Origin of the sequence: Sphingobium sp., assembly GCF_049304695.1 — a bacterium.
GTDB lineage: Bacteria > Pseudomonadota > Alphaproteobacteria > Sphingomonadales > Sphingomonadaceae > Sphingobium.
Genome location: NZ_JBAQOK010000078.1, coordinates 118,996 through 144,258 on the forward strand (window position 1 = coordinate 118,996; position 25,263 = coordinate 144,258).

Consider the following 25,263-nt stretch of genomic DNA (forward strand, 5'->3'; position numbering starts at 1 on the left):
TTGGTTTTGCTCTCATCGACGGCAAATGCCGCACAGCTTGGAGAGAATTATACGCCCGTTCAGGCCAACGCTTCCAACAAGGCTTTCATCGAAGAGCTTTTCGGGATGGCAACCGGAGGGCTTGCGGGACTAGTCGCTGGTGGCCTCGCAGGCGCGGCGACATTCGGGCTTGCGGCAATACCCGTTGGGATTGCGGCCGGGGTGGCGGGCGACTTGGCGGGCCGCGCGCTTGGCGCCTTCTTCTACGACAATTTCACCGAAGCAGCGAATGAGATTGCCGAATGGATCGCGCCAATTCTCGCACCGGTCGGCGAGGGCCTAGTCGATATCGGTGAGGTCATCGAAGACGTTGCAGGCATGGTCTTTGGCGCTGTAACCGACGCTTTTGAGTTTATCAGCGATCAGGTGATCGGCAGCGATGGCCTGTTTGGCGTAAACGGCCCGCTGTTCGGCCCGGACGGACCATTGCATGCCGTCGTCGATTTGGCACAGGACAAGGGCTATCTGCTGCACGACGGACAATGGTCCTATGACGGCTTTGACACGATACTCTATGGCACCGACGGCGACGACATACTTGTCCTGGATGAGGGTACAGGCGGTGCCTTTGGAGGTAAGGGCGACGACGTGCTGGTCGGGGTGTCGCCAAGGTTTGTTCCGGCTGGCGGTCCGTTAATCGATGGGTCGTCGGCGCCCGTGGCAAATGCGGACACGTCGCTAGAACTCGACGGCGGCGCAGGCAATGACTGGGTAATTGCAGTTGGCGGCGACAAAGCCGTTACCATGGGTGGCCTCGGCCGAGACTGGATATTCAATACCAGCAAGAACGGTGAAATTTACGGCGACACCATAGATGGCCTTAATCCGGAAACAGGCCAAGCGGTCGAGGATTCAGCCGCTAACAGCGATAATATCTGGTTCTGGGCCGATACCACCTTGATGGATGCTCAGCATCATGACGTGCTGAAATATTTTGGGCTTCCCATGACCGGCGGCGACGCCAACGGCGGTCTCGCGGGCCTGGCGATCATGAACGGCTTGCTTGGCAGCGCAACCGGCATGGCCAACATCACGCGCTACATGACGGGGCAAGCGAGCGACTGGACCGGTGAGGTCTATGTCGATCACATTCAGCCGTGGATTCTCTACACATTCCAGCGTGACGAGGACGGCAACCTCGACATGTATGTGACGAATGCATTCGAGCAGATTTTCCGTGGCATGATGGCCGCCACGGGTAATGAGGCGGGCTCATCAGAAGGCATCCACAAGGGCTGGATGAAGATCGAGAACGTCGACGTTGTTGGATCGCGGCTTGGCGCATTGCAGGGCGAACTAGCCGGTCAGGGTGACCTCAACATGGTGTTCCGCGCGGTCAATCCGCTGCAGGCACTACTGCCCCTTCTCAATCTCGTTCCCGGCGCCATTGGCGCGGCACTTTATTATTCGGTATTTGCAGACTCGCTCCTATCGACCGTGGCGGCGACCCAGCGTTTCACCAAGGCGCTCAAATGGGCCGACGGAACGGACCCGCTCATTATCGACCTCGACGGCGATGGCATCGAGACGACCAGTCTCAGCGACAGCAAAGCCTATTTCGATGTCGATGGCGACCTGTTTGCCGAGCGTACCGGTTGGCTCAAGGGTGACGATGGTTTCCTTGTCCTCGATAGCAATGGTAACGCCCGTATCGACGGTATCGGCGAGATGTTCGGTAGCCGCGCAGGCGGTGGCTTTGCCGAACTGTCCCAATATGACAGCAATGGCGACGGCAAGATCACGGCTTCCGATCTGATCTGGTCGAGCCTCCAGGTCTGGCAGGACCGCAATCGCGACGGCGTAACCGATACGGGCGAGCTAAAGTCTCTTGATCAGCTCGGTATCGTTTCGATCAACCTCTCTTCGACCGCTCTTGGCGTAACGACGCCGCAAAACGCCCATCTGGTTTCCAGCAGTACAGTCACATTCAATAACGGCCGGACCAGCAACATCTTCGAAGCGCTCTTCACCGCCAACGAAGTCGACACCAAATTTGCCGGTGAAGCCGGTCTCGCCCCCTGGCAGTCCAGCTCCGAGCTTAATGCGAAGGGCTTCGGCTCGATCACCGATCTCGCCGTAGCGGCCGCAAATGACGTAGGCTTTGCTGAGCTGGCGCAGGATCGTGCCGCGGCGATGACCACGCCCAAGATGAAGGACCTTGTCGCCAAGGTCGGCGATGTCCTGGGCGAATGGGGCATGACGCTCGAAACCAGCCAGGAACTGGTGGCCGTCAAGCTTGGTAGCGATGGCGCCTTCGTCGACCGTGCAGTCTATGCCGAGGATGCGACCAGTGGCTATTGGACGCTCGAATCCGGGAATCCGATTCTCGACGGGCAAGGTGCGACGATCGCACGCCCGACGCTGGAACAAGTGCTCGCCCAAGGCTCCGGCTGGAGGCTCGAGCAAGCCTGGTCACCTTCATCGCGTGAGAGCGCCCTCGCCTTCCGCGACGAAGCACCATATCTCATGAGCCAAGTAAATGGCCGTGCGGTCATTCTCGACTATGGCATCAAGCAGACCGGCGGAAGCTGGGCGCTCGCATCCAATCCGTCTGTCTCCTACGCTTCCATCGACGCTATCTTCGCCCTCCCCCACGCGATCGGGACCGAATGGCGCCGAGAGGACATCCAGTTCAATCCGCTTGCAAACCTTCCTGTCGAGAAGATCGGCGTCAATTTCATCAACGGCGTCGCCGTCGACTATACGGTCCAGATCACCGACAATGACGGCAGTTTCTATGTCTGGGCGCGTAATCTCGATCGGGCGCTTCAGCTTCAAGCCAAGTCGGGCAACGCGTTCGAATTCAACCTGCGTAACTACCAGATCGATTTCGAGACCCTCGATGAAGTCGGGTCGACCGACGACAGCGTCTACCGCGTCGAGCTGCTGACACCCCAGCAGTTCCATTTCGCGACCAGCCTCGGCGGCGTCGATTTCCGCCCCGAAATGCTGTCCGCCACTTACAATAATGTGACCGGTCAACTCAGCTACAGCGTGAACGGCGTCGAAGGCGCGGGGCGTTACGTCAATCAGGTGGACGCCAACGGCAACCCCGTCCTGGTAACCTATTCCGATGGGACGACCGCACCGGCGACCAGCTATCAGAGCGATATCAAAACGATGATCGCCATGCTCCAGCCGGTGATGGAGCAATATGTCATCACGTCGCGTCGTCTGGCGGTTCGCCTCGCCCTGCAAGGGGGCCTCAAGCCCTTTGCCCAAGGTCTGTCCTATGATGCATCGCGCGATGTGTTCGTCACGACCACCGATCGCCAGATGGCGCCGATGTTCGAGGCCATCTTCGCGGCAGCACCAGCATCAAACGCAAATGACGCAGTTCTCGACTATCTGACCGACTGGAACGAGATCCTCTGGCAGATCTATCCGGACTTTGCGCCGGATGACACCGGCGGCGTCCTTGAGGCGAAGGTAGGCGTCGACCAAGCCTACATCATGCAAATGCTGATGCAGGCGTACGAGAATGTGGGCGTGGACCTTGATATCCGCGGCGTCGCCCATGCGCTCTCGGTCGATGAGACCCGCATCATCACCCACGCGAGCGGCGACACGCTCGTCGAAGGCACGAACGGCACCGACTATTTCTACATGACCACCGGCGACCAGACGCTGCGTGGCGGCATGAGCGCGGATTATTACTTCGTCGGCAAAAACAGCGGCAATGACGTCATCTTCGATCAGGATCTGGGCGGAAATGACGAACTGCGCTTCACCGATGTCGATTCCGGCGATGTGATCGCCGTTCGCGATGGCGAGGATCTTATCCTCCAAATCCGCGGGCAGACGAATTTCGTTCGGTTGACCGATCAGTTCCTAGGCGAACTCAATCCCTATCTGTCCAACGGCAAGCAGTTCCAGTCCGGCGTCGAGCAGATCGTCTTCTCCGACGGTGTCATCTGGGATCGCTTCCGGATGGCGGTGGAAGTAGCCGACCCGCGCGATACAGGCGACGTTTATGCGGGTTCCGGCTCGGGCGACGTGCTCTGGGGCGGCAAGGGTAATGATGTTCTCACCGGTGGCCTGGGCGGCGACATCTACATCTTCGCGCGCGGCGACGGCCAGGATGTCATCAGCGAACGCGGTGGTTTCTCGTTCGGCCCGATCAAGGCAGGCATCGACTTCCTCAAATTCACCGGCGATATCAGCGCCAGTGATCTGCGGCTGACGCGCAGCGGCACGGATACGATGCTGCATATCACTCTGCTCGACAAGCAGGGCAACCCGACCAGCGACAAGATCGAGATCGAGGATTATTTCGGTGGGTTGTCGCTTGGCCTCGGCCTGTTTTCCGAGGTGCTGGGCAGCAGCGACGGGCTCGACTATGTGTCACCCAACCAGGTCGAACGCTTCATTTTTGACGACGGCACGAGCCTTGAATTCACCCAGGTTGCCGAGCGGGTCCTCGCAAACGCGAAGACCGCAGGCGATGACGCGATCTACGGCTTCCTCAACGACAACACACTCGACGGCGGGGCTGGCGATGATTATCTCCAAGGCGGCCGCGGCGACGACACATATATTTTCGGCCGCCAATATGGTCATGACGTCATCGAGGATAACGGCCCTAAATATGGCCTGTTCGATCCGCCGTCGAAGGACGTCCTGAAGTTCGTCGACGACATTCGCTGGACCGACCTCGATTATCTGCGCACCGGTAAAAGCGACACGCTGACATTGCGCGTTTCCGGCACCGATGATCAGGTGACCATGGTCGATTTCCTCGAGGAAATCATCTTCCTCGGTTATGTGAATGCGCTCGAGACAATCGCGTTCGCGGACGGGACCGAGTGGAGCTACCTTCAACTCCTCCAGCATTTCGTGGACGTCGGCCAGACTGGCGGCAACGATATCATATACGGGTTCGAGGGCATTGCCGACATCTTCTACGTTGGCGCCGGCAACGATCGCCTGGAAGGCCTGTCGGGTAACGATATTTATTATTTCGCTCAAGGGAGCGGCAACGACACGATCTTCGATGAGGAAGGTGCGGACCGGCTCATCTTCGCAAACCTCAATTTCTCCGACGTCGCCATCACGCGTACGGCGCTCGATCTCATCTTCACGATTAAAGCGACCGGCGAGCGGCTCATCGTCGAAGGCCAGTATATCCGCGAGGGCGCTCAGCACGCAGCGGTCGAACTGTTCGTCTTTGGCGATCGCCTGGTTTCCTTCACCGATCTCAACCCCGAGGACATTGCGCTCGACCGCTTCACCGGCGGCGCGACAAGCGGCGCAGATACCCTCACTGGTTCGGACTTCGGCGAAATCATCGATGGTCGGGGCGGCGACGACGAACTGATCGGTGCCGACGGCGGCGACACATATATCTTCGATGTGGGCTACGGCAACGACGTCATCGTGGACCGCCGCACCCGCGCGCACTGGAGCGATCGCGACGGCATATCCGTTCCGGTCGACGATACCGTCGAGTTCGGCGCGGACATCCGTTATCAGACGGACCGGAACGTCGTCTTCACCAAGTCGGGCGATGATCTCCTTATCACCGTCACCGGGCGCCCTGATAGTTCCCTGCGCATCCGCAACCAGTTCCGCAGCATCGATGATGCCATTGAAATCTTCCGCTTCGACGACGGCACCGTACTCAGCGCGGGCGATATCGAGCAGGAACTGCAGATCGAGGGCGGCAATCGCGGAGACAATATCATCGAGGTCAGCGACCTCCTTATCGACGTTCCCAACACGCTCGACGGTCGCCAGGGCGACGATACGCTGAAAGGCGGCAACGCCGGCGACACCTACGCCTTCACCGCAGGCTATGATTTCGACACGATCGTCGAAAAGCAGGATCGGCCCGGCGCGATCGACCGTATCGTCTTTGGCGCCTCGGTACATCTGGAAGACCTGATCGTCACGCGCGCCGGCAGCGACATGATCATCGATCTGGGCAATGGCGCCGACGTCCTGCGGATCGTCGGTGGCCTGGGTACCACCAGCATCGAGGAATATCATTTCGCGGACGGCGCCGTACTGACCCGCGACGCCATCATCGAGCGCATGCTCACCGGCGGCGCAGGTGATGACAGCATCGTTGGCTTCGACGGTCGGGCCGACGTGATGTCCGGAGGCGCAGGCTCTGACCTGCTCGCCGGTGGCACCGGCAACGACATCTATAAGTTCGGCATCGGCGATGGATATGACGCCGTCACCGACACGGGCGGCATCGACCAGATCGTCTTTGGCCCCGGTGTGACCAGAAACGAAGTGACGTTCAGCAACGTCAATGGCGATCTGCTCATCTCGCTGGCAACCGGTACCGATCGTCTCGTGATCCTGGGCGGCTATAAGAACGCTCCCGTCGAATCGTTCGTCTTTGCCGACGGCGAGACGCTTACGCTCACGCAAGTGCGCAGCTTGATTTTGGCTGGCAGCGACACCAGCGGTCAGGATATTATCGACCTGCGCGAGCTCGATGTCACCGATGCCGTTGAACCCGGGCGCGGCAATGACCGCGTGCTGCTGGCAAATGGGGGCACAGTCACGATCAACGCTGGAGACGGCGTCGACCGGATAGAAATGCCTGCGGGCGTCAACACAGCCACCATCAACTTTGCCGATTATGGTGCGGCCGACGCACTTATCCGTCCGCTTGCACAAGGTAGCAACGACATTGCTATCCTGTTCTCCACCGGCGACCAGGTCATTCTCGTCGAGGGCATGGCGGGTGGCGCCCTGCCCTCGCTCCTCTTCGCAGACGGTCAGTTGCTCGACGGCGCCGCAATCGTGCAGCGCCTGGTCACCGATCAGGCGAGCAGCGGCGGCGACGTAATTCTTGGCTCGAACCGGGCCGAAACGCTCACTGGCGGCCATGGTGCCGACTATCTCGCCGGTGGCGGAGGGAACGACACCTATATCTTCGCGCGCGGCGACGGTGCCGACGTCATCGAGGACAGCAACGGCTCGGACGATGTTTTGCGGATCAAGGGCTATGCCGCCGCCGACATGCGGGTCACCTTCACGCCCGACTTCCGCGAGACCGAGATTTCGTTCGGTGACGGTACCGATCGCATTACCCTACGCCACGCGTCTTCGACCAACTATACGATCGACCGCATCATCTTCGACGACGGGGCGAGCTTTACACTGGCCCAACTCGAAGCTCTCTGGCGCGGCCAGGGCACCAACAATGATGATAATCTGGTCGGTACCAACCTGAGCGCTGGCGAAGTCTTTACGGGCGGCAAGGGCAACGACATCATCGCAGGCAACGGCGGCGCTGACATCATCCGCTTCAGCCGCGGCGACGGCCAGGACCGCATCCAGAGCACTACAGGTTGGGATGGCCTCGCGGTCATCGAGTTCGGCTCGGGCATTACTCTTGGCGACATCACCGCGCGCCGCGACGCTTCCGGCAACATCATATTGCTGATCGCTGGCAGCGACGATCGCCTCACTTTAGTCGATCCAATCGGACGCGTTGACGGGATCATCGCGTCGATCAAATTCGCCGACGGGACGAGCGTAAAGCTTTCGACGCTTGCAGCGTCCATCCCGGGCACCGATGGCGACGACCATATCATCGTCCCGGCCGATGCTGCCAATAACGGCTCGGACATCTATGGCGGTGACGGCAACGACTATATCGAAACCGGCAACGGCAACGACATCCTGACCGGCGGCAGAGGCGATGACCGTCTCGAGGGCAACCGCGGCAGCGACACCTATTATTTCGGGCGCGGGGACGGGCAGGATCGCATTCTCGATGCGAACGTCGACAATGATGGCGGTATCGACACGCTGCGCTTTGGCCCCGGCATCACCCCCGACGACATCATTTTCCTGGGCGTCGAGAACGGCGCGGTCCGTCTCACCATCGCTGGATCGTCCGATCGCCTTACCATCGAGGGGATGGGCAACAATGAGAACAACTATATCGATCGCGTCGACAACGCGATCGAGCAGTTTGTTTTCGCGGATGGCACGATCTGGGATGCGGCCGAGATTTTCGCGCGTGCAACGCAGGGCACTGGCGGCAATGATCGCATTGAATTCGGTGTCTGGTTCGAACGCACGCTGACCATCAGCGGCGGCAAGGGCGACGATATGTTGATCACCGGCAATGGTGATGCAACCTTCGTCTTCGATCGGGGCGATGGCCGCGACACCATCGACGTCCCCAACCCGTGGAACTCAGTCGATACTCTGCGGTTCGGTGCCGGCATCACTGCCGCCGACGTCGCCCTCACCGTAAAGGGCGATGATCTCGTCATCCGCCTGCGCGGAAGCGAGGATGATCGTATCACGATCAAGGGCGGCGGCAGCATCTACGGCGAAGATATCGATCAGATCCAATTCGCCGACGGAACGCTCTGGGATTATACAACCCTTCGCAGTCATATCGTTTCCGAGGACGGTGCGCAGGCGATCCTTTTTCCCGAGCGCGACACGAGCCCCTTCGGTTCGGTCATCTTCGACGGCGGCACCGAGGAACCCGGCGGCGGCGGCGGCGGAGAGCCCGGTGGCGAGGAACCGGGTGGAGAGGAACCCGGCGGGACGCCGGGTGACACGATCATCGGAACAGATGGCAGCGACAATCTGACAGGCACGGCCGGAGACGACGAAATCCTCGGCAAAGCCGGGGCTGACTCTCTATCGGGTGGCGATGGCGACGACCATCTGGTCGGCGATGCGCCCGCTGATCTGGGTGCAAGCGGCTGGATCGCCGTCCAGGCCGAGCTGCAAAGCTATTTCGGCGTTCAGACTAACGCGCTGCTCAATGGCCTGGGTGGAACCGCGGGATTTGGCGAGGAGGCTCTGGCGGCCGGGAATGATGATGAACTTGTCATCGATCTACCTGCCGCGCTCCTCGACGCGCTCGGCGGCGAACTCATCATCAACGGCGAAAGCGTCACCAGCATAACCGTCGGTATCAACGGCTACGCCGCGCTCGGGTCCAACTGGTTCGACGTCCTGCCCTGGGACGTGGACAATGGCGGCGGCGCCCTCACGCCGAGCACGGGTGGCACATCGCAAGGCACAAACCGGGTCTGGTACGACTTTGACGCGGCAAGCCAGACCATCACCATTACATGGGATGATGTAGGCGCCTCTCCATCGGGAACGGTGCCCAATGCCTTCCAGCTCCAGATCAAGCTGCTCGGAGACGGCTCACTCGACGTCACCTATCGCTACGAATCCATCGACTGGGCCCAGGACTATGTGCCTGGCCTCGGCACCAGCGACCGTTACCTCGACATCCTCGCCCTTTCCGGGGCTAATCTGGCCCTCGACACAACCGCCGGCAACCTGGGCGATGATGGCGTCTGGTCGTTCCAGATCAGGGGCACCGAGATCATCGGTCTTCCCCCGAGCCAGGACGACAGCCTCTCTGGCGGTGATGGCAATGACATCCTCGAGGGCGGCGCGGGTGACGACTATCTGTCAGGCGACGGCGGCGATGATATCCTGATCGGTGGCGACGGGAACGATAGTTTCTGGGACCTTCAGGGCACCAACACGATGTCCGGCGGCGCCGGCGACGATGTTTTCTACGTCAGCCGCTCCTGGGATACTCGCAACACCATCGAAGGGGGCAGCGGCCGCGACACCTTCATCATCTTCCTGCCCTCCGAGAACGAGACCTTGTTCACCGGCGAAGCGTCCATCATCACCGACTTCACGCCGGGCGAAGGCGGCGATTTGCTCGGGTTCGGCGCCGGTGCAGTAGAGGGCGGCGACGCCCTCTACCCATGGGAGCGCGTACTCCTCGTACAGGACGGCGACGATGTCCTTGTCCTTTTCAAGCCGGACCGCGCCGATGCTCCAGCCATTCTTGAGCTGGCCAGGCTCGAGGGTGTCGATGGCACGCTCCTTACTCGCGACAATTTCCAGCAATTCGACGACCGCGCGGAGATTCTGTTCACCGGCGACATCCTCAACGGAACCGGCGAAGCCGACCTTCTAACCGGCGGCGCCACGGACGATATCCTCGACGGTGGCTACGGCAACGATACCCTCGTTGGCGGCGACGGGAACGACACCTTCCTCGATGCGGAAGGTCAGAATATTCTCGACGGCGGCGCCGGAGACGACATCTTCGATCTGTCACTGCCCGATGCCGTAGCAGTCGCCATAGGTGGCAGTGGCAGCGACACCTATCTCGTTCGGGTTCCTGCGCTCGATGGTCCCGTCCAGGGGAGCGCTGGCACCTCGACAATTACCGACTTCACCGCCGGCGCGGGCGGCGACGTCATCACCTTCCGCCCGAGCCGCAACTGGTCGGGCTATTTCGAGGTGATCGATTTCCAACGCATCCTCTTCGCCCAGCAGGGCGCCGATGTGGTCATTTTCTTCCGGACCGAAAGTTCGGCCCTCGTTGAGCTCCTGCGTCTCGCCGATGTCGATGGCAGCCTCCTGACGCTCGACAATTTTACCGAGCTCGATAATCGGCCCACGATCCTCGCCCAGCCCCTCGACCTGACGGGCACCGAAGGCGACGACGAACTCGTGGGCGGCGTCCTCAACGACACCATCCAAGGCCTCGGTGGCGGCGATATCCTCTCGGGTGGACCGGGCGGTCATGACGTGGTCGACGGCGGCGAGGGCGACGACACATTCCTGGATGTCGGCACCGGTACCGGAAGCGACACGCTGACTGGCGGTCAGGGCCGCGACTATTACGAGATTCTCGCCTCGCTGGCGCCGGGAGCCACCGGCGTCGATGTCATCACCGACTTCACGGTCGGCGACGAGGGCGACATCCTCGGCATTCTCATGGACTTCGACCTCCCCGGCAACGGTTCGATCATCGTCACCCAGGACGGCGACGATGCGGTCGTGTCACTTGCCGTCTCGGACGACGGCGCGGTCCGCTACACCCGGGCGCTGGTCCGCCTCCAGGGTATCGAAGCCGCTGATCTCACGCTCGCGAACTTCGACGGCAATGACTTCGAACTGGTCGAGAACCAGGTTATCGTCGGCGACGAGAGCGACAATCTCCTCGAAGGCGGCCTCGGCAACGACCATATCTCCGGGCTCGACGGTAACGACGAAATCTACGGCGGCGGCGGCAACGATATTCTCCTGGGCGGGGATGGCGACGACCGGTTCGAGGACAGCGTCGGTGCCAACGAGATGGATGGTGGCGCCGGCGACGACATCTTCTGGAATCTCTCCTACGGCACCCAGTCCAACCGGATCACCGGTGGCGCTGGCCGCGACCGTTTCGTCATCGGCTATGGCGGCGTCGGCTCCGGCGGCGGCGGCGAAGTTGGCTTGAGTGCCTTCGACATCGGCGCTGCGGCAGGCGCCGGCGAGGGCGACATCATCACGGACTTCATGGTCGGCGCGCAGGGCGACGTCATTGAGCTGGATTATGCGTCCGCCTTTAACGTCTCCTACAACATATATGGGGCACTTGTTCGACAGGACGGCGCCAACACGATCGTCACGGCCGAACGCTATGACGAATTTAGCGGCACCTACATCAGCACCACCATTCTGACCCTCGAGAACGTCAACGCGAATGATCTGGTCGCCGCGAATTTCAACGGCGCTCTTATCTATCGCACCGATGATGTTACGCTAACGGGAAGCTCGGTCGGCGACCGCCTTAACGGCGGGCGGGGGAACGATCTCATTGATGGCGGCTATGGGCCGGATACAATCTACGGCTACGACGGCGATGACCATCTGATCGGCGATTCCGGGCTCCCGCAGACCGACCTGCCTGATCTTGGCAGCTATTTCGGGACACTCTCCAGCGCGCTCATCAACACGCTCGGCGGCCCGCTGGGCTTTGGCGAACAGGCCATGGCGCGCGCGGATTATAATTATTCCTATATCGCTATCCCTGAAGACTTCAACGACGGCTCGATCTCCATCGGCGGGTCGGCGATTGGCGAAATCGCGCTAGCGACCGACGGTTACATCTCCCTGGGCGACTTCTCCTTCGAGATCTGGCCACAATATGACATCGATACCCGCGCCGGCGCGGTGTCCCCGAGCGCCGGAGGCACTTCACAAGGCAGCAACCAGGTCTGGTGGGATTTTGACGCGGCAACCAACACCATCACCGTCACCTGGGATGATGTCGGCCGCTATTATTATGGCACCACGCCAAACGCCTTCCAGGTCCAGATAAAAATTCTTGGCGACGATCAGTTTGACATCATCTACCGCTATGAGAACCTGAACTGGACAGGCTCCGGGGCGCCGAATATTCGGACACCGTCGGGGGAAATCTTCTACCTCCCACTGCCGGCTGAAGGAGCCGCCGGCCTCGACACCGCGCTCGGCAATACCGGTGAGCCCGGGGTATGGGCAGTACAAATCCGTGGCACCCAGCTCATCACCGGCATCGCACGAGATGCTGATGATCTTTACGGCGGCAACGGAAACGACACCCTCGAAGGGGGCCTGGGTGAAGATCGTCTGGATGGCGGCGCCGGGTCGGATGTGCTGACCGGCGGTGCGGGCCGCGACACATTCGTCCTCTCTGAAAGCAGCGCAACAATCGCCGGCGCTGACATCGTGACCGATTTCGAGGCTGGCGCGAACGGCGACTTCGTCGAAGTTCCCTACTGGGCCGCCATCGGCGGGCTGGAGCAGGAATCCGTTCTTCTCAAACAGGAAGGGTCCGACGTTCTCGTTCAGAGCATTCTGTCTACGAATAGCGACGGTAGCTATGTCTTCGGTACCGCGCTGGTGCTCCAAAACGTCAATATGGGTGACCTCACGACCGCCAACTTCGGCGGCATGACGTTCGCCTCCTCCGAGGATCGGACGCTCACCGGCACAGACGGCAACGACGTGCTGACAGGCAGCCTTGGTAATGACCTGATTGACGGCGGCTTTGGTGCCGATTTCCTGACCGGCGGTGGCGGCAACGACCACATCATCGGTGACAACGGTGGAAGCGATCCCTTTATCGCACAGGGCCTCGCAGCCTTCGGACCAGCCTCTAACGCCCTCGTCAATACGCTGGGAGGCCTGCGTGGCTTTGGCGAAACGGTGCTCGCGCGCAGCGACGACGGATCCGAGACGATCGGCATACCAGTGGGCTTCAATGGAGGCACGGTCAGCGTCGAGGGCACCGCGGTCTCCGCGATCCAGATCTCGACGAATGGCACGCTCACGATCGGCTCGATGAGCATTCTGGTCTGGCCGCAGGACGCCGACACGCGCGCAGGCGAGCTCGCCCCCAGCGAAGGAGGCAATTCGACCGGCAGCAACCAGGTTTGGGTCGACTTTGACGCCGCCAGCGGCACGATTACGGTCACTTGGGATGATGTCGGCGCCTATGGCAACAGCACCACGCCCAACGCCTTCCAGGCCCAGATCAAGGTCCTGGGCAACGGTGATTTCGATGTCGCCTATCGCTACGAGCAACTCACCTGGGGTGGCAGCAGCTATCCTGGTCTCTACACATCGCAGCAAACGCGCACCCTGCCCATGCCCGCAGGCGGCCTGGTTACACTCGACACAACAGATGGCAACCTCGGTGCTCCTGGCGTCTGGTACCTGCAGGTTCGCGGGTCACATATCTCGACCTTCATCCGCAATGACGACACCCTGCGCGGGGGTGACGGCAACGACATTCTCGAAGGTGGCCTCGGCTCGGATTCGCTCGAAGGCGGCCAGGGCGCCGACACGCTCATCGGCGGGGATGGCGCGGACTTCTTCGAGGATGTCTCGTCGGACGATGCCATCGATGTCATGACGGGCGGCAGCGGCCGCGACACCTATCGCTACATCAACCGCTACGGCATGGGTTCAGGCGAAGACGTCATCACCGACTTCGAGGGCGGTCCGACGGGCGACGTCATCAAATTCCTCAACTACTATTCGGGTAACCCCTTCCAGCTCGGTCTCCTTGTTGTGAAGCAGGATGGCGCCGACACAATCATTCAAACCACTGAGAGCGGCTCCACGCCGCGCTCGATCCTGCGCCTGCAGGGTGTCAGCGCGGGCAGCCTGACGCTCGAAAATTTCGACGGCTATGCCTTCCCGCTCGATGGCGCCGTCGACCTCGACGACACCGACGATGGCCATGTCCTTGCCGGCAGCCCATCTGACGATCGCATCTACGGCTTTGGCGGCGATGACACGATCTACGGCTACGACGGCAACGACAAGCTCGCCGGGGGCACGGGCAACGACATCGTCGATGCGGGCAATGGCGATGACTGGGTTTCCGGTCAGGACGGCAACGATCGTCTGGCAGGCGGCGCGGGAAGCGATGTCGTTGCTGGCGGCACCGGCGACGATGTGATCTTCGGCGGCACGGAAACCCTGTCCCTCTCCGATGACGACGTCTTCGAAGGCGGTCGGGGCGACGACACTCTCACCGGCGGCAGTGGCAACGACCTCTATCGTTTCACCCGCGGCGATGGCCGCGATACCATAAGCGATGCCGGCGGCAACGACCGGATCGAGTTTGTCGACGGTATCGATCCCGCAGATGTCAGTGTCGTGCAGATCGGGACCAATCTCGAATTGCGCGTCAGCGACGGCGGCGGCCGGATCAAGCTTAACCAGGCGCTGGGTTCAGGCAACGCCGGCAAAATCGAGCAGATCGCTTTTGCTGATGGAACGACGTGGAACTGGAGCGATGTCCTTGCCCGGTCGGTGGTCACGACCGCAGGTGACGATAGTGTCACCCTTGTCGGCGGCATCACGACGATCGATGGTCAGGGTGGCAACGACACCCTTACCGGCACGAGCGGCAACGACACGCTGGCGGGCGGCCGCGGGGACGACGTCCTCAACGGTGGTCTTGGTGACGACGTCTACCTTTTCAATCGCGGCGATGGGCAGGATCGCATCTCCGATAGCGGCGGCGTCAACCGTCTCCTGTTCGGGGCCGACATCGCGCCGGAGGATGTCCAGTTGGTTCGCGGGGCCTCCACGGTCATGCTGGCCATCGCCGGCACCGGCGACCGGATCAACCTCGGTCAAGCAGCATCGCTCGCCATGGCAATCCAGTCGGTCGAGTTTGCCAACGGTACCGTCTGGACAGCCTCCACGCTGCTGGCGATGGCGACCGATCCCACGGCTGGCGACGATATCCTCTATGGATCGGACTATGCCGACGATCTTGCAGGCGGGCTCGGCAATGACGAGATCTACGCGGGCGCAGGGAGTGATACACTGCGCGGCGGCGCAGGCGCCGACAGGCTCGTCGGTGGTCTGGGCGACGACATCTATCGCTTCGGACGCGGCGATGGGCAGGATCTCATCATGGAATCCGGCGGCATGGACACGATCCAGTTCGACGCCGGCATTGCACCAATCGATATCATTGTCGAGCAAAGCGCCGACGGCGCGAACCTGATCCTCAAGATCCGCGAAACCAACGATCGCATCACGATCCAGGGCGCAATGACCAACAAGGTCGAAGCCATTCGCTTCGCTGACGGCACGGTCTGGAGTGACCAGACTCTCCTCGAAATGGCTACAACCGCCAGCACGACCATCAAGACCGGCGACGCCGATGCGAACATCCTCGTCAGCGGTCCGGGCAACAACCTGCTGATCGGCAATGGCGGTGACGATACATACCGTTATGCGCGCGGCGACGGTCGCGACACAATCCTCGATGCGGCCGAAACCGTCTATGATGTACTCGAAATCTCGGGCTATGATTTCGGCGACCTCAGCTTCGCGCGCCTCTCCCCGCAAAGCGACGACATCGTCGTCCGCCTGCCACAGGCGGGCGATGAGATCGTCATCCGTGGCGGCCTCGCTGGCTTCCAGGGCATTGAGCGGGTATTGCTCACCGACAGCAACGTCGTCATCGATCTGAATGCCATTCGCGCCGCGGCTCTCGCCTCGCAACAGAGCGATGGCGATGACGTCATCGCTGGTACATCGGGCAACGATACTCTGGCCGGCGGCCGTGGTAACGACATCATTAGTGGTGGCAGCGGTGCTGACACCTTCGTCTATCGCTCGGGCGACGGGGTAGACCGGATCGAAGGATTCAGCTTTGATACCGACGTCCTGCGTCTCGAGGACCTCACCCCCGCCGATATCGCGAATACTGCGCGCGGCGGTCCCGACAATCTCGACCTCGTCATCAATTTCGTTGGCGGGAAGGACCAGATCGTCCTGACAGGGGCGCTCGCTTCGTTCAACCTCTTCACCATCCGTTTCGCCAATGGCACGGTCTGGAACCTCGACACCATGCGCGCCCGCGCGCTGTCCGACATCGACGGGGCCGGTAACGACAAGGTTTACGGGTTCGACAGCACCGATAATTTCGCCGCCCGTGGCGGTGACGATCAGCTGTTCGGCGCGGAAGGATCGGACAGTTATGCGTTCGCTCGCGGCAGCGGCAATGACACCATCCAGGACAAGCAGACGCAGACAGGGCCGGTGGATGCAGTTTTTATCGCCGATTTCGCGTCTACCGAAGCGTCGGTATCGCGTCTCTTCCGCGGCAGCGAGTCGGTCATCATCCGCTTCACTTCATCGACGGACGACAGTCTGACGATCATCGATGCGCTGGCCGCCGACGGCAAGGGCGTCGAGATCATCCGCTTCGCCGATGGCATCGAATGGACCAAGGCGGCGATGCGGGATCTCGTCGACAACCGCGCGCCCGCAGCGCTCGACGACGGCTATTATACCCTGGTCGCCGGCCAGACGATCACCATCCTTGCGAGCGAATTGCTGCAGAACGACCTCGATGCCGATGGGGACCCCATTCACATTGTCTCGGTCGATGGCGGCGCTAACGGTACCGCATCGCTTGATGCGAACGGCAATGTGATCTTCACAGCCAGCAGCAGCTACTACGGTCCGACCACGCTGACCTACACGCTCACGGACGGACGCAACGCTTTCGATACGGCGCAAGTCGATATCCGCATTCGTCCTGTCGCAACGGCAATCGAGGATCGCGGCTTTACCGTCGCGGAAGATGGCACGCTCAATATTCGCGTAGAGCGCTTGCTCTCCAACGATCTCGACGGTGACCGGATGATCGTCGGACAGGTCAATGGTGCAGTTGGCGGCACCGTCTCGCTCTCCAGCGACGGCAACATCGCTTTTGATCCCACCGACAATTTCAACGGCACCGCCGAATTCACCTATGTCGCGAACACGCCGGAAGGCGGCTCCGCGAGCGCCAAGGTCTATATCACCGTTACGCCCGTCAACGACGCGCCAGTCGCTCAGAATGACGGTACGATAGAGGGTGTAGAAGGCGAATCCCTCACCATCGATCCGCTTGCTCTGCTGGCGAACGACAGCGATGCCGATGGCGACATCCTTACCCTTCAGTCCGTTCTCTCCAATGCTGACGTCACAGTCAGCATCGATGCGGACGGATTGATCCAGGTCATCCCGCGCGATCATTTCTGGGGGAATGCTCACTTCGATTACATCGTGAGGGACCCGTCGGGCGCGACCTCGACCGGACGCGTCAATTTGAGCTTCGCATCGGTCAATGATGCGCCGGTTGCCAATAGCGATCTTATCGTGACGACCCAGAGCGGAGATCCGATCCTCGAAGATAATCCGATTATTCTCAACGCTCTTGCCCAGGAGGTGAACGGTGCCATCGTGCCCGGGCTGCTGTCGAACGATACGGACCCGGACAATGACCCGCTCGTCATCGATGCCATCGGTACAAGCCATGGCGGCACCGCTCAGCTTCTCGCCAACCAGACAATCCTTTTCACGCCGTCCGCCAACTTCAACGGCGATGCCTGGTTCGACTATCGCGTGAATGATAGCCAGGGCGGCACGTCCTGGGCCCGCGCGACCATCGCCTATCAACCGGTCAACGATCGCCCCGTGGCCGGCAACGACGGCTACACCGGGCCGGGCCTCCAGTTCCTGCGCGGACCGGAAGACGTGGCGATCGAGATCCCGATATTGGAGTTGCTCAAGAACGATTTCGATCCCGAAGGTTTCACCCTCACCTTCGCAACCGATCAGAGCAGCGTTCCGACCGCGGTCAACGGCGACATCACATTTACCGACCATGGAACGATTATCTTCACGCCCGACGAAAATTTCTGGGGCGAAGCAAGCTTCTACTATCTTGTCACCGATCTCGAAGGGGCGGTTGATGACGGCAAGGTCACGCTCTGGTTCGACAATGTGAGCGATGGCCCTCCGGTGGCCCGGAACGATTTTGTCGACGTCCTTGAAGACGTGCCGGTAACCATTCCGATCTCGGTGCTGCTCGCCAACGACAGCGACATGGACCGGGATCCGCTCCGGTTCCTGGGCTTCCGGCCCGACCATGATCTCAACGGCACGCTCGAATTCGACGCGGATGGCAATATCCTCTTCACGCCCAATCCGAATGCTACCCAATCGTCCGGTTTCTTCTACCAGATCACCGACGACACCGTCGAAGGCGGCATCGCCGAGGGCTATGTCGATCTCACGATCATCGCCCAGCCCGACGACCCGACCGTCGTCGACGATTATGACTTCGCCACGCCTCTCGATGTTCCGCTGGTCCTCCGCGTCTCCGATCTCATGGCCAATGACTATGACGTAGATGGCGGGCCCCTGCCCCATTTCGTGGGCATCGACGAAGTGCTCGACCCCGTTGCGCTGGCGCTGGGCAACCATGTCAGCATCGGCACGGCCGAGGTGGTCACTTTCTCTGGCGAGCAGTTTGTCGTCATACGCTTTAACCCCGGCTATTCGGGCGAAGCGACGATCCAGTATCGCATCGCCGACCCGACCGGCCTTGAGGATATCGGCTTCGTCCACGCCACGGTTGAGGCGGCGTATGACAGAACGCTGCGCGGCAGCCGCTATGTCGACTATATCGTCGGTAATGCGCAGGACGAACTGATCCAGGGCCTCGACAGCAACGACTTCATTCTCGCGCTCGGCGGCAACGACCGGATCGAGACCGGCGATGGTGACGATGTGATCGATGCGGGCGACGGCGACGACATCATCGACGCCGGCTTCGGCGCCGACCACATCACCGGCGGCGCGGGCTTCGACACCGTGTTCTTCGCCGGCTCCAACGTCGGTGTACGCGCCGATCTTGAATCGCGGGTCGGCCAGGGCGGTACAGCCGCAGGCGACACCTATGTCGGCATCGAAGCCCTTGTCGGCACCGACTATAACGACCAGCTCGGAGGCGACGCCGGCGACAACCGCCTGGAAGGCGGGGTCGGGAACGACAGTCTCGAAGGTCGTGCCGGCAACGACATGCTGATCGGCGGCCTTGGCAATGATACGCTCGACGGCGGCGTCGGCGCGGATATCCTGGATGGCGGCGCAGGCATCGACACGGCCAGCTATTTCGACGCCACCGATAGTTCGCCTTCGACGCAAGGCGTCACCATCTCGCTGGCGAACGGCACGGCCTCGGGCGGCGACGCGACCGGTGATACGCTGACCAGCATCGAGAACGTCATCGGCACCGATTATGCCGACACCATCGAGGGCGATGTCGGCAACAACCGGCTCGAAGGCGGCCGCGGCGACGACATTCTCTCAGGGGGCGCGGGTAACGACGTCCTCATCGGTGGACGCGGCGCCGATACGCTGATCGGCGGCGAAGGCGAGGACATTGCCGACTATTCGCTGTCGGCGGAAGGGATCACGATCGATCTTGCAGATAGCATGGCGGGCGGCGGCGATGCGCTCGGGGACACGCTCTCCGGGATCGAAATCGTCCAGGGCTCCTACCACGACGACATCATGCGTGGCGACGCGTCCGACAACCGTCTGCGCGGCGGACTCGGCGCCGACCTGATCGACGGGCGCGGTGGCTTCGACACCGCCGACTATAGCGCGGCCGACGAGGCGGTGACCGTTGACCTGTCTCTGGGCCAGGGCCTGACCGGCGAAGCCGAAGGCGACACACTCGTCAGTATCGAGATGCTGCTGGGGTCAGTGTTTGCGGACAGCTTCATCGGGTCCACCGGCAATGACATGTTCGATGGTGGCTACGGTGAGGATTTGCTCAAGGGCGGCTTTGGCTCCGATACTTATCTGCTCGGCTTCGACAGCGACAATGACCAGGTCATCGAACAGGGCGCTGCGAGCGATATCGATCGCGTGGCGATCAAGGAGGGCGCGCTGCCCAGGGATGTCTCGCTGGTCCGCCAGGGTGCCGATCTCCTGATCGAGCTTGAGAATGTCGCCGGCGTGCTCACCTTCGATACGATGCTGATCAAGGATCACTTCCTCGGCAATGAGACTGGCATCGAGGAGATCGCCTTCGCCAATGGTACGGTCTGGGATCGCGCGAAGATCGAGGATCTGGCACGCATCGGCCGCTTCAACGCGGAGGATGACGTCTATCTCTTCGGCGTCGAGGACGAGGTAGCCGTCATTGATCGAGCTACGCTGCTCGCCAACGACGCCGAAGAAGGCGTCGATCAACTGGTGCTCAAATCAGTCAACGGAACCGGCGGGGCCAATGCCTGGATTCGCGAAGACGGCATGATCGCCTTCCAGGCTCCGGCGAACGTCAATGGCCAGGCCTATTTCGAATATACCGTCGCCGATCCCTATGGTCGCGAATCCACGGCCCGCGTGCGGGTCAATGTCGCAGCCGTCAACGACGCACCGGTCGCGGTCTCCGACACCAACGCCGCGCTCCACGGCGTCGAGGACGAAATCCTGCGCATTCGCATCGACACCGTCCTCAAGGACAACGACTATGATATCGACGACGATTGGGAAGATTTGCGCGTCGTCGGCATTACGCCGCTTGTCGACGCGGACGGAAACCCGATCGATCCGTTCGATTATGACGGCAATGGCAGCGAATGGACGGCCGGAACCAATTTGTCGGCGCGCGTAGCCGGCGACTATCTCGAAATCATCTCACGCACCGACTTTTACGGCTTCGCCGGGTTTAATTACATCCTCGAAGACCCGTCGGGTGCACGCTCGGTGGCGCCGATTGAACTCTATTTCGACGCGGTCAACGATGCCCCGCGCGGCTCCGGGGAGTCTGAGCAAAATGTCCGCTTCGGGCGGACCACTAGCATTGCCGTCGCCGACCTCATGGCCACCGCCTACGACATCGAAGGCGATGCCATCACCTTCGTCGGCCTCCATGCAGCCGCCGATGGCGACGCCGCCTTCAATGGCACCGCGGTCCTCGACGGCGCGACAATCGCATTTACGCCCGACGGTGAAGGCACGGCGGCCATCTCGTTCGATGTGATCGACGAGCGCGGGGCCAGCGCTACGCTCACCTATTTCATTGATGTTCTTCCGGCGAATTATGCCCCGCAGGCGATCGGCGACCGGTTCACGATTCTAGAAGACCAGACGATCATCATTGATCCCGCGACACTGCTCGCAAACGACCGCGACGCCGACGGCGACAGCCTGACTTTCGTCGGCGTCGAGCGTTTTGCCGATAACGGAAAGGTCAGCGTTAACGAGCTGGGCCAGATTGTCTTCAAGGCGAGGCCCGACTTCAATGGCAATGCGGGCTTTGAATATACGATCAGCGACGGCCGCGGCGGCACCGCAACTGGTTATGTCGCGATCGGCATCCTCCCGCAGAACGACGGCGCGACCCTGCGCGATGACCTCGTGACCGGCCTGGAAGACCAGCCGCTGTTCGTCATCCCGGCCGAAGCCTTCGGCAACGATGTCGAACCCGAAGGCGATGTGCTGTTCTTCCGCAGCGCCGGCGTGCTGGGCGTGCTCGATACCCGCTATCTCTCGGCGGACTACACGGTCATCGCACGCCAAGCCAACGGCGAAGATCTGCCCAGCTGGCTGAGCTTCGACGCCGCCACCATGACCTTCACCGGCGAGGCGCCTGCAGGTTCGACAGCGACCATCAGCGTGATCCTCAAGGATCCGGCCGCAGGCAGCTACGTGCAGCGCTTCACGTTCAACAGCGGCAACAACCAGAGCCTCGCTAACGGCCTGTCCGTGCAGGACACGGTCCTATCAGGCTTCACGGTCCGCCAGGCGCATCACAGCGAGATCGCCTTCGGCGCCGACAATCTCCCCTCGGGCGCAACCGTCACGGCAACACTGTCCAATGGCGATGCCCTGCCGTCCTGGCTGATCTTCGATCCCGCCACTCTGCGCTTCACCGGCACACCGGACGCCGGCGTCACTATGCCGTTCGATGTCGTGCTCCACTTCACCAAGCCCGGGGCGCAAGCAGGGGACCCGGCCAGCGTCTTCACCGACACGCTGGCGATCGACCCGGCCTCGCTGGGAACGGGCATTGCCTATGAAAGCGATTTGGCCCTCTTCGACGTGAGCCATGGCAGCTTCTCCGTAAGCCTGGAAGGCGGCCGACCGCTGCCTGAATGGCTGGAGTTCGACGTCGACACGATGACCCTGGCGCTGACGGGTGAAACGCCCGACGCCAATGCGCAGCCGGTTCGCCTCCAGCTGAGCTTCACGCCCGACGCCCCTGTCGTGCCGGAAGGCAGCTATTCAGCCGCGAAGCGCGGGTTCACCCTCGAATTCGTCATCGACCCCGCCGCGCCGCTCGATCCTGCGATCAACGCGCTCCTCCAGCAGAGCGACTTCTTCAAGTCCCAGGGCCTCTTCGCGATCGACCTTGGCTCTGCTGCGGACATCGTCGCGAAACGGGAAAGCGAAGCGCCGCTGCCTGACTGGCTTGCCTTCAACGAGGGAACGCTTGCGTTCGACGGCACCCCGCCCCCGGCCTATGTCGGTGCATTGGGCGTACGCCTCGAGGTCGCCGGCAATAATGGCAGCCTACCAAGCTTCTCGATCCTCACCGATGTGGTTGTCGATAGCGGCTTCACGCTGGCGGATGGCGGGACCAATGGTATCGGCATCCGCACGTCGAGCGAGCAGATCGACCTCTCCGCACCGGAGGACTTCAACGGGTCGATCGCGATCAGCTACACGACGATCGACGAAAAGGGCGGCATCTCGCACAATAGCGGGACCATCATCTTCAACGTGCTTCCAACCGCTGAGAGGCCCGATGCGGTTGCCGATACGCTGGCGACCATCGAGAACCAGCCTCTGACATTCGCGCTGATGGACCTCATCGCCAATGATCGCGAGGACGACGGCGACTATCTACGCATCAAGTCGGTCTCCGCGGCCGGCCATGGTACGCTCGTCATCCAGGACGGCATCGTCACCTATGGCCCGCCCGCCGCGCTCTTAGCGCCCGGGGCGACCTGGACGGCAAAGCTGGCGGACGGATCCGACCTGCCCGTATGGATGAACGTCGACAGCGCCACCGGCCTTGTCACCGCCACGGTTCCCTTCGATCTGCGCCGAAGCTTCGACATCGTCTGGACCGCAACTACCGGCGGGGAAAGCCACAGCGCATCGGTAACGCATTTGTTCGACGGCAAGCTCGTGGCGAGCGTCACCTATACGCCCGATGCGGGATGGTCAGGCGAGGACAGCTTCACCTACGTCATCACCGACGACAGCCAAGGCGACGGCAGCGCGACCGTGCGCATCGCGGTCGAAGGGCGTCACGAAGCGCCCTATGCCGGCCCCGACAGCTTCTCGACGCTCGAGGAAACCCCGATCGTCATAACGCCGGCGCAGCTCCTGGCGAACGACCATGACGTCGATGGCGATCCTATCCGCCTCGTCGGAGTCCTCAATGCCGCTCACGGCACGCTGAACTTCGATGGCACGACGATCGTCTTCACGCCCGACGCCGACTTCAGCGGGCAGGCCGGGTTCGACTATATCATCACCGACGATGTCGATGGCGCCCGGACCGGCACCGTCACCATCAACGTGCAATCGACCAACCATGCACCAACCGCAGTGGCCGACCTGTTCAGCACGGACGAGGATACGCCGTTCGAATTCACAGCCGCCGACCTGATCGGCAACGACAGCGACCTTGACGGCGACACGGTCAGCCTCGTCTCGCTTGAGACAAGCGGCGACCTGGGCCGCATTCAGCGCCTGCCAGGTGGACGCTACAGCTTCGTGCCCAAGGAAAATGCCAGCGGGACCGCGACCTTCCGCTACACGATCACGGACGGCCGTCTGACAAGCACCGGGACCTTCTCGTTCGAGATCGCACCGGTCAACGATGCCCCCTACGCCAATTCCGATGGCGTGGGCACCGGCAACAATCCGCAAGGCGTGTTCGTCGGCGACCAGGACACGGCTCTCATCATCGACCTGGCCACGCTTCTTGCCAACGATCGTGACATCGAGGGCGACAGCTTCGCAATCGTCGAACTGCTCGATGGCGACAATGGCACCATTGCCATGGTCGGCAACACCGCCGTCTTCACGCCCCGCGAGGGCTATTTCGGCAACGCCGCCTTCTCCTATCGGGTAACCGACGCGCATGGCGCAGATCGCATCGGCCGAGTGTCGCTCACCATCCTGCCGGAGTTCAACATTCCGATCGCAGTGTCCGACCATGGGTTCGGCACGCTCGAAGACACCTATATCGATATCGATCCGGCCCAGCTTCTTGCGAATGACTACGATCCTGAAGGCGAGACGATCACCTTCCTCGGCTTCATCGGCGCACCGGCCGATGCTTCGATCGCGACACTCGAGAATGGGCAGTATCGGATCACGCCCGCGGCAAACTTCCATGGCACGCTGCTGCTCAGCTATGCGATCACGAACGCCTCCGGATTCCCGGTCACGGCCACTGTCGAGATTGAGGTCCTGCCGGTCAACGACGCGCCGATCGCGGGCGACGACACCTTGTCGCTCAGCGAAGATCAGCCGCCGCTGACGCTGTTTATCTCCCAACTGCTCGAGAACGACATCGAGCCCGACAACCAGGCCCTTGTCTTCAGCCGCATCGTCGACACGCACGGCCTGACCGTTACTCCCAATGGCATCGGCCAGCTCATCATCACGCCCGATGCCGATTTCAACGGCAATGCCTGGTTCGACTATGAAGTCACCGATTCCGCCGGCGTCACCGACATCGCCCGGGTCGCGGTCACGATCGCCGCGGTGAACGATGCGCCGGTGATCAGCGCGATCCCTGTCCTGCGTGGGACCGAGGACCAGCCGTTCACGGCGACCTTGCCTGTCAACCTTGTTTCAGATGCCGATGGCGACACGGTTCTTGTCGAAGTCCGCGGTGTCGGCGGCGCGGCTCTACCATCCTGGCTTGCCTATGATCGCCAGACCAGGACGTTCACCGGCACGCCGCCAGCCAATTTCAATGGTACAGTAACCCTGGAAATCCTGGCGGCGGACCAGACGGCTACGGTCATCCGTCAGTTTGCGATCGTCATCGATGCGGTCAACGATGCTCCGGTCCTGACGCAGGCGCTGGTCGACCTG

Annotated in this window: 1 protein-coding gene (only partly in view); it reads left to right on the forward strand. The window is 61.6% G+C overall.

Annotation, left to right across the window (positions count from 1 at the left end; all coding sequences use genetic code 11):
* Positions 1–25,263, forward strand: partial view of a tandem-95 repeat protein gene (locus tag WA070_RS13945; protein ID WP_422634528.1) — the 5' portion only. The gene runs 6,099 nt beyond the window's last position; only the first 25,263 of its 31,362 coding nucleotides appear in the window; its start codon is at positions 1–3; its stop codon lies beyond the right edge, outside the window.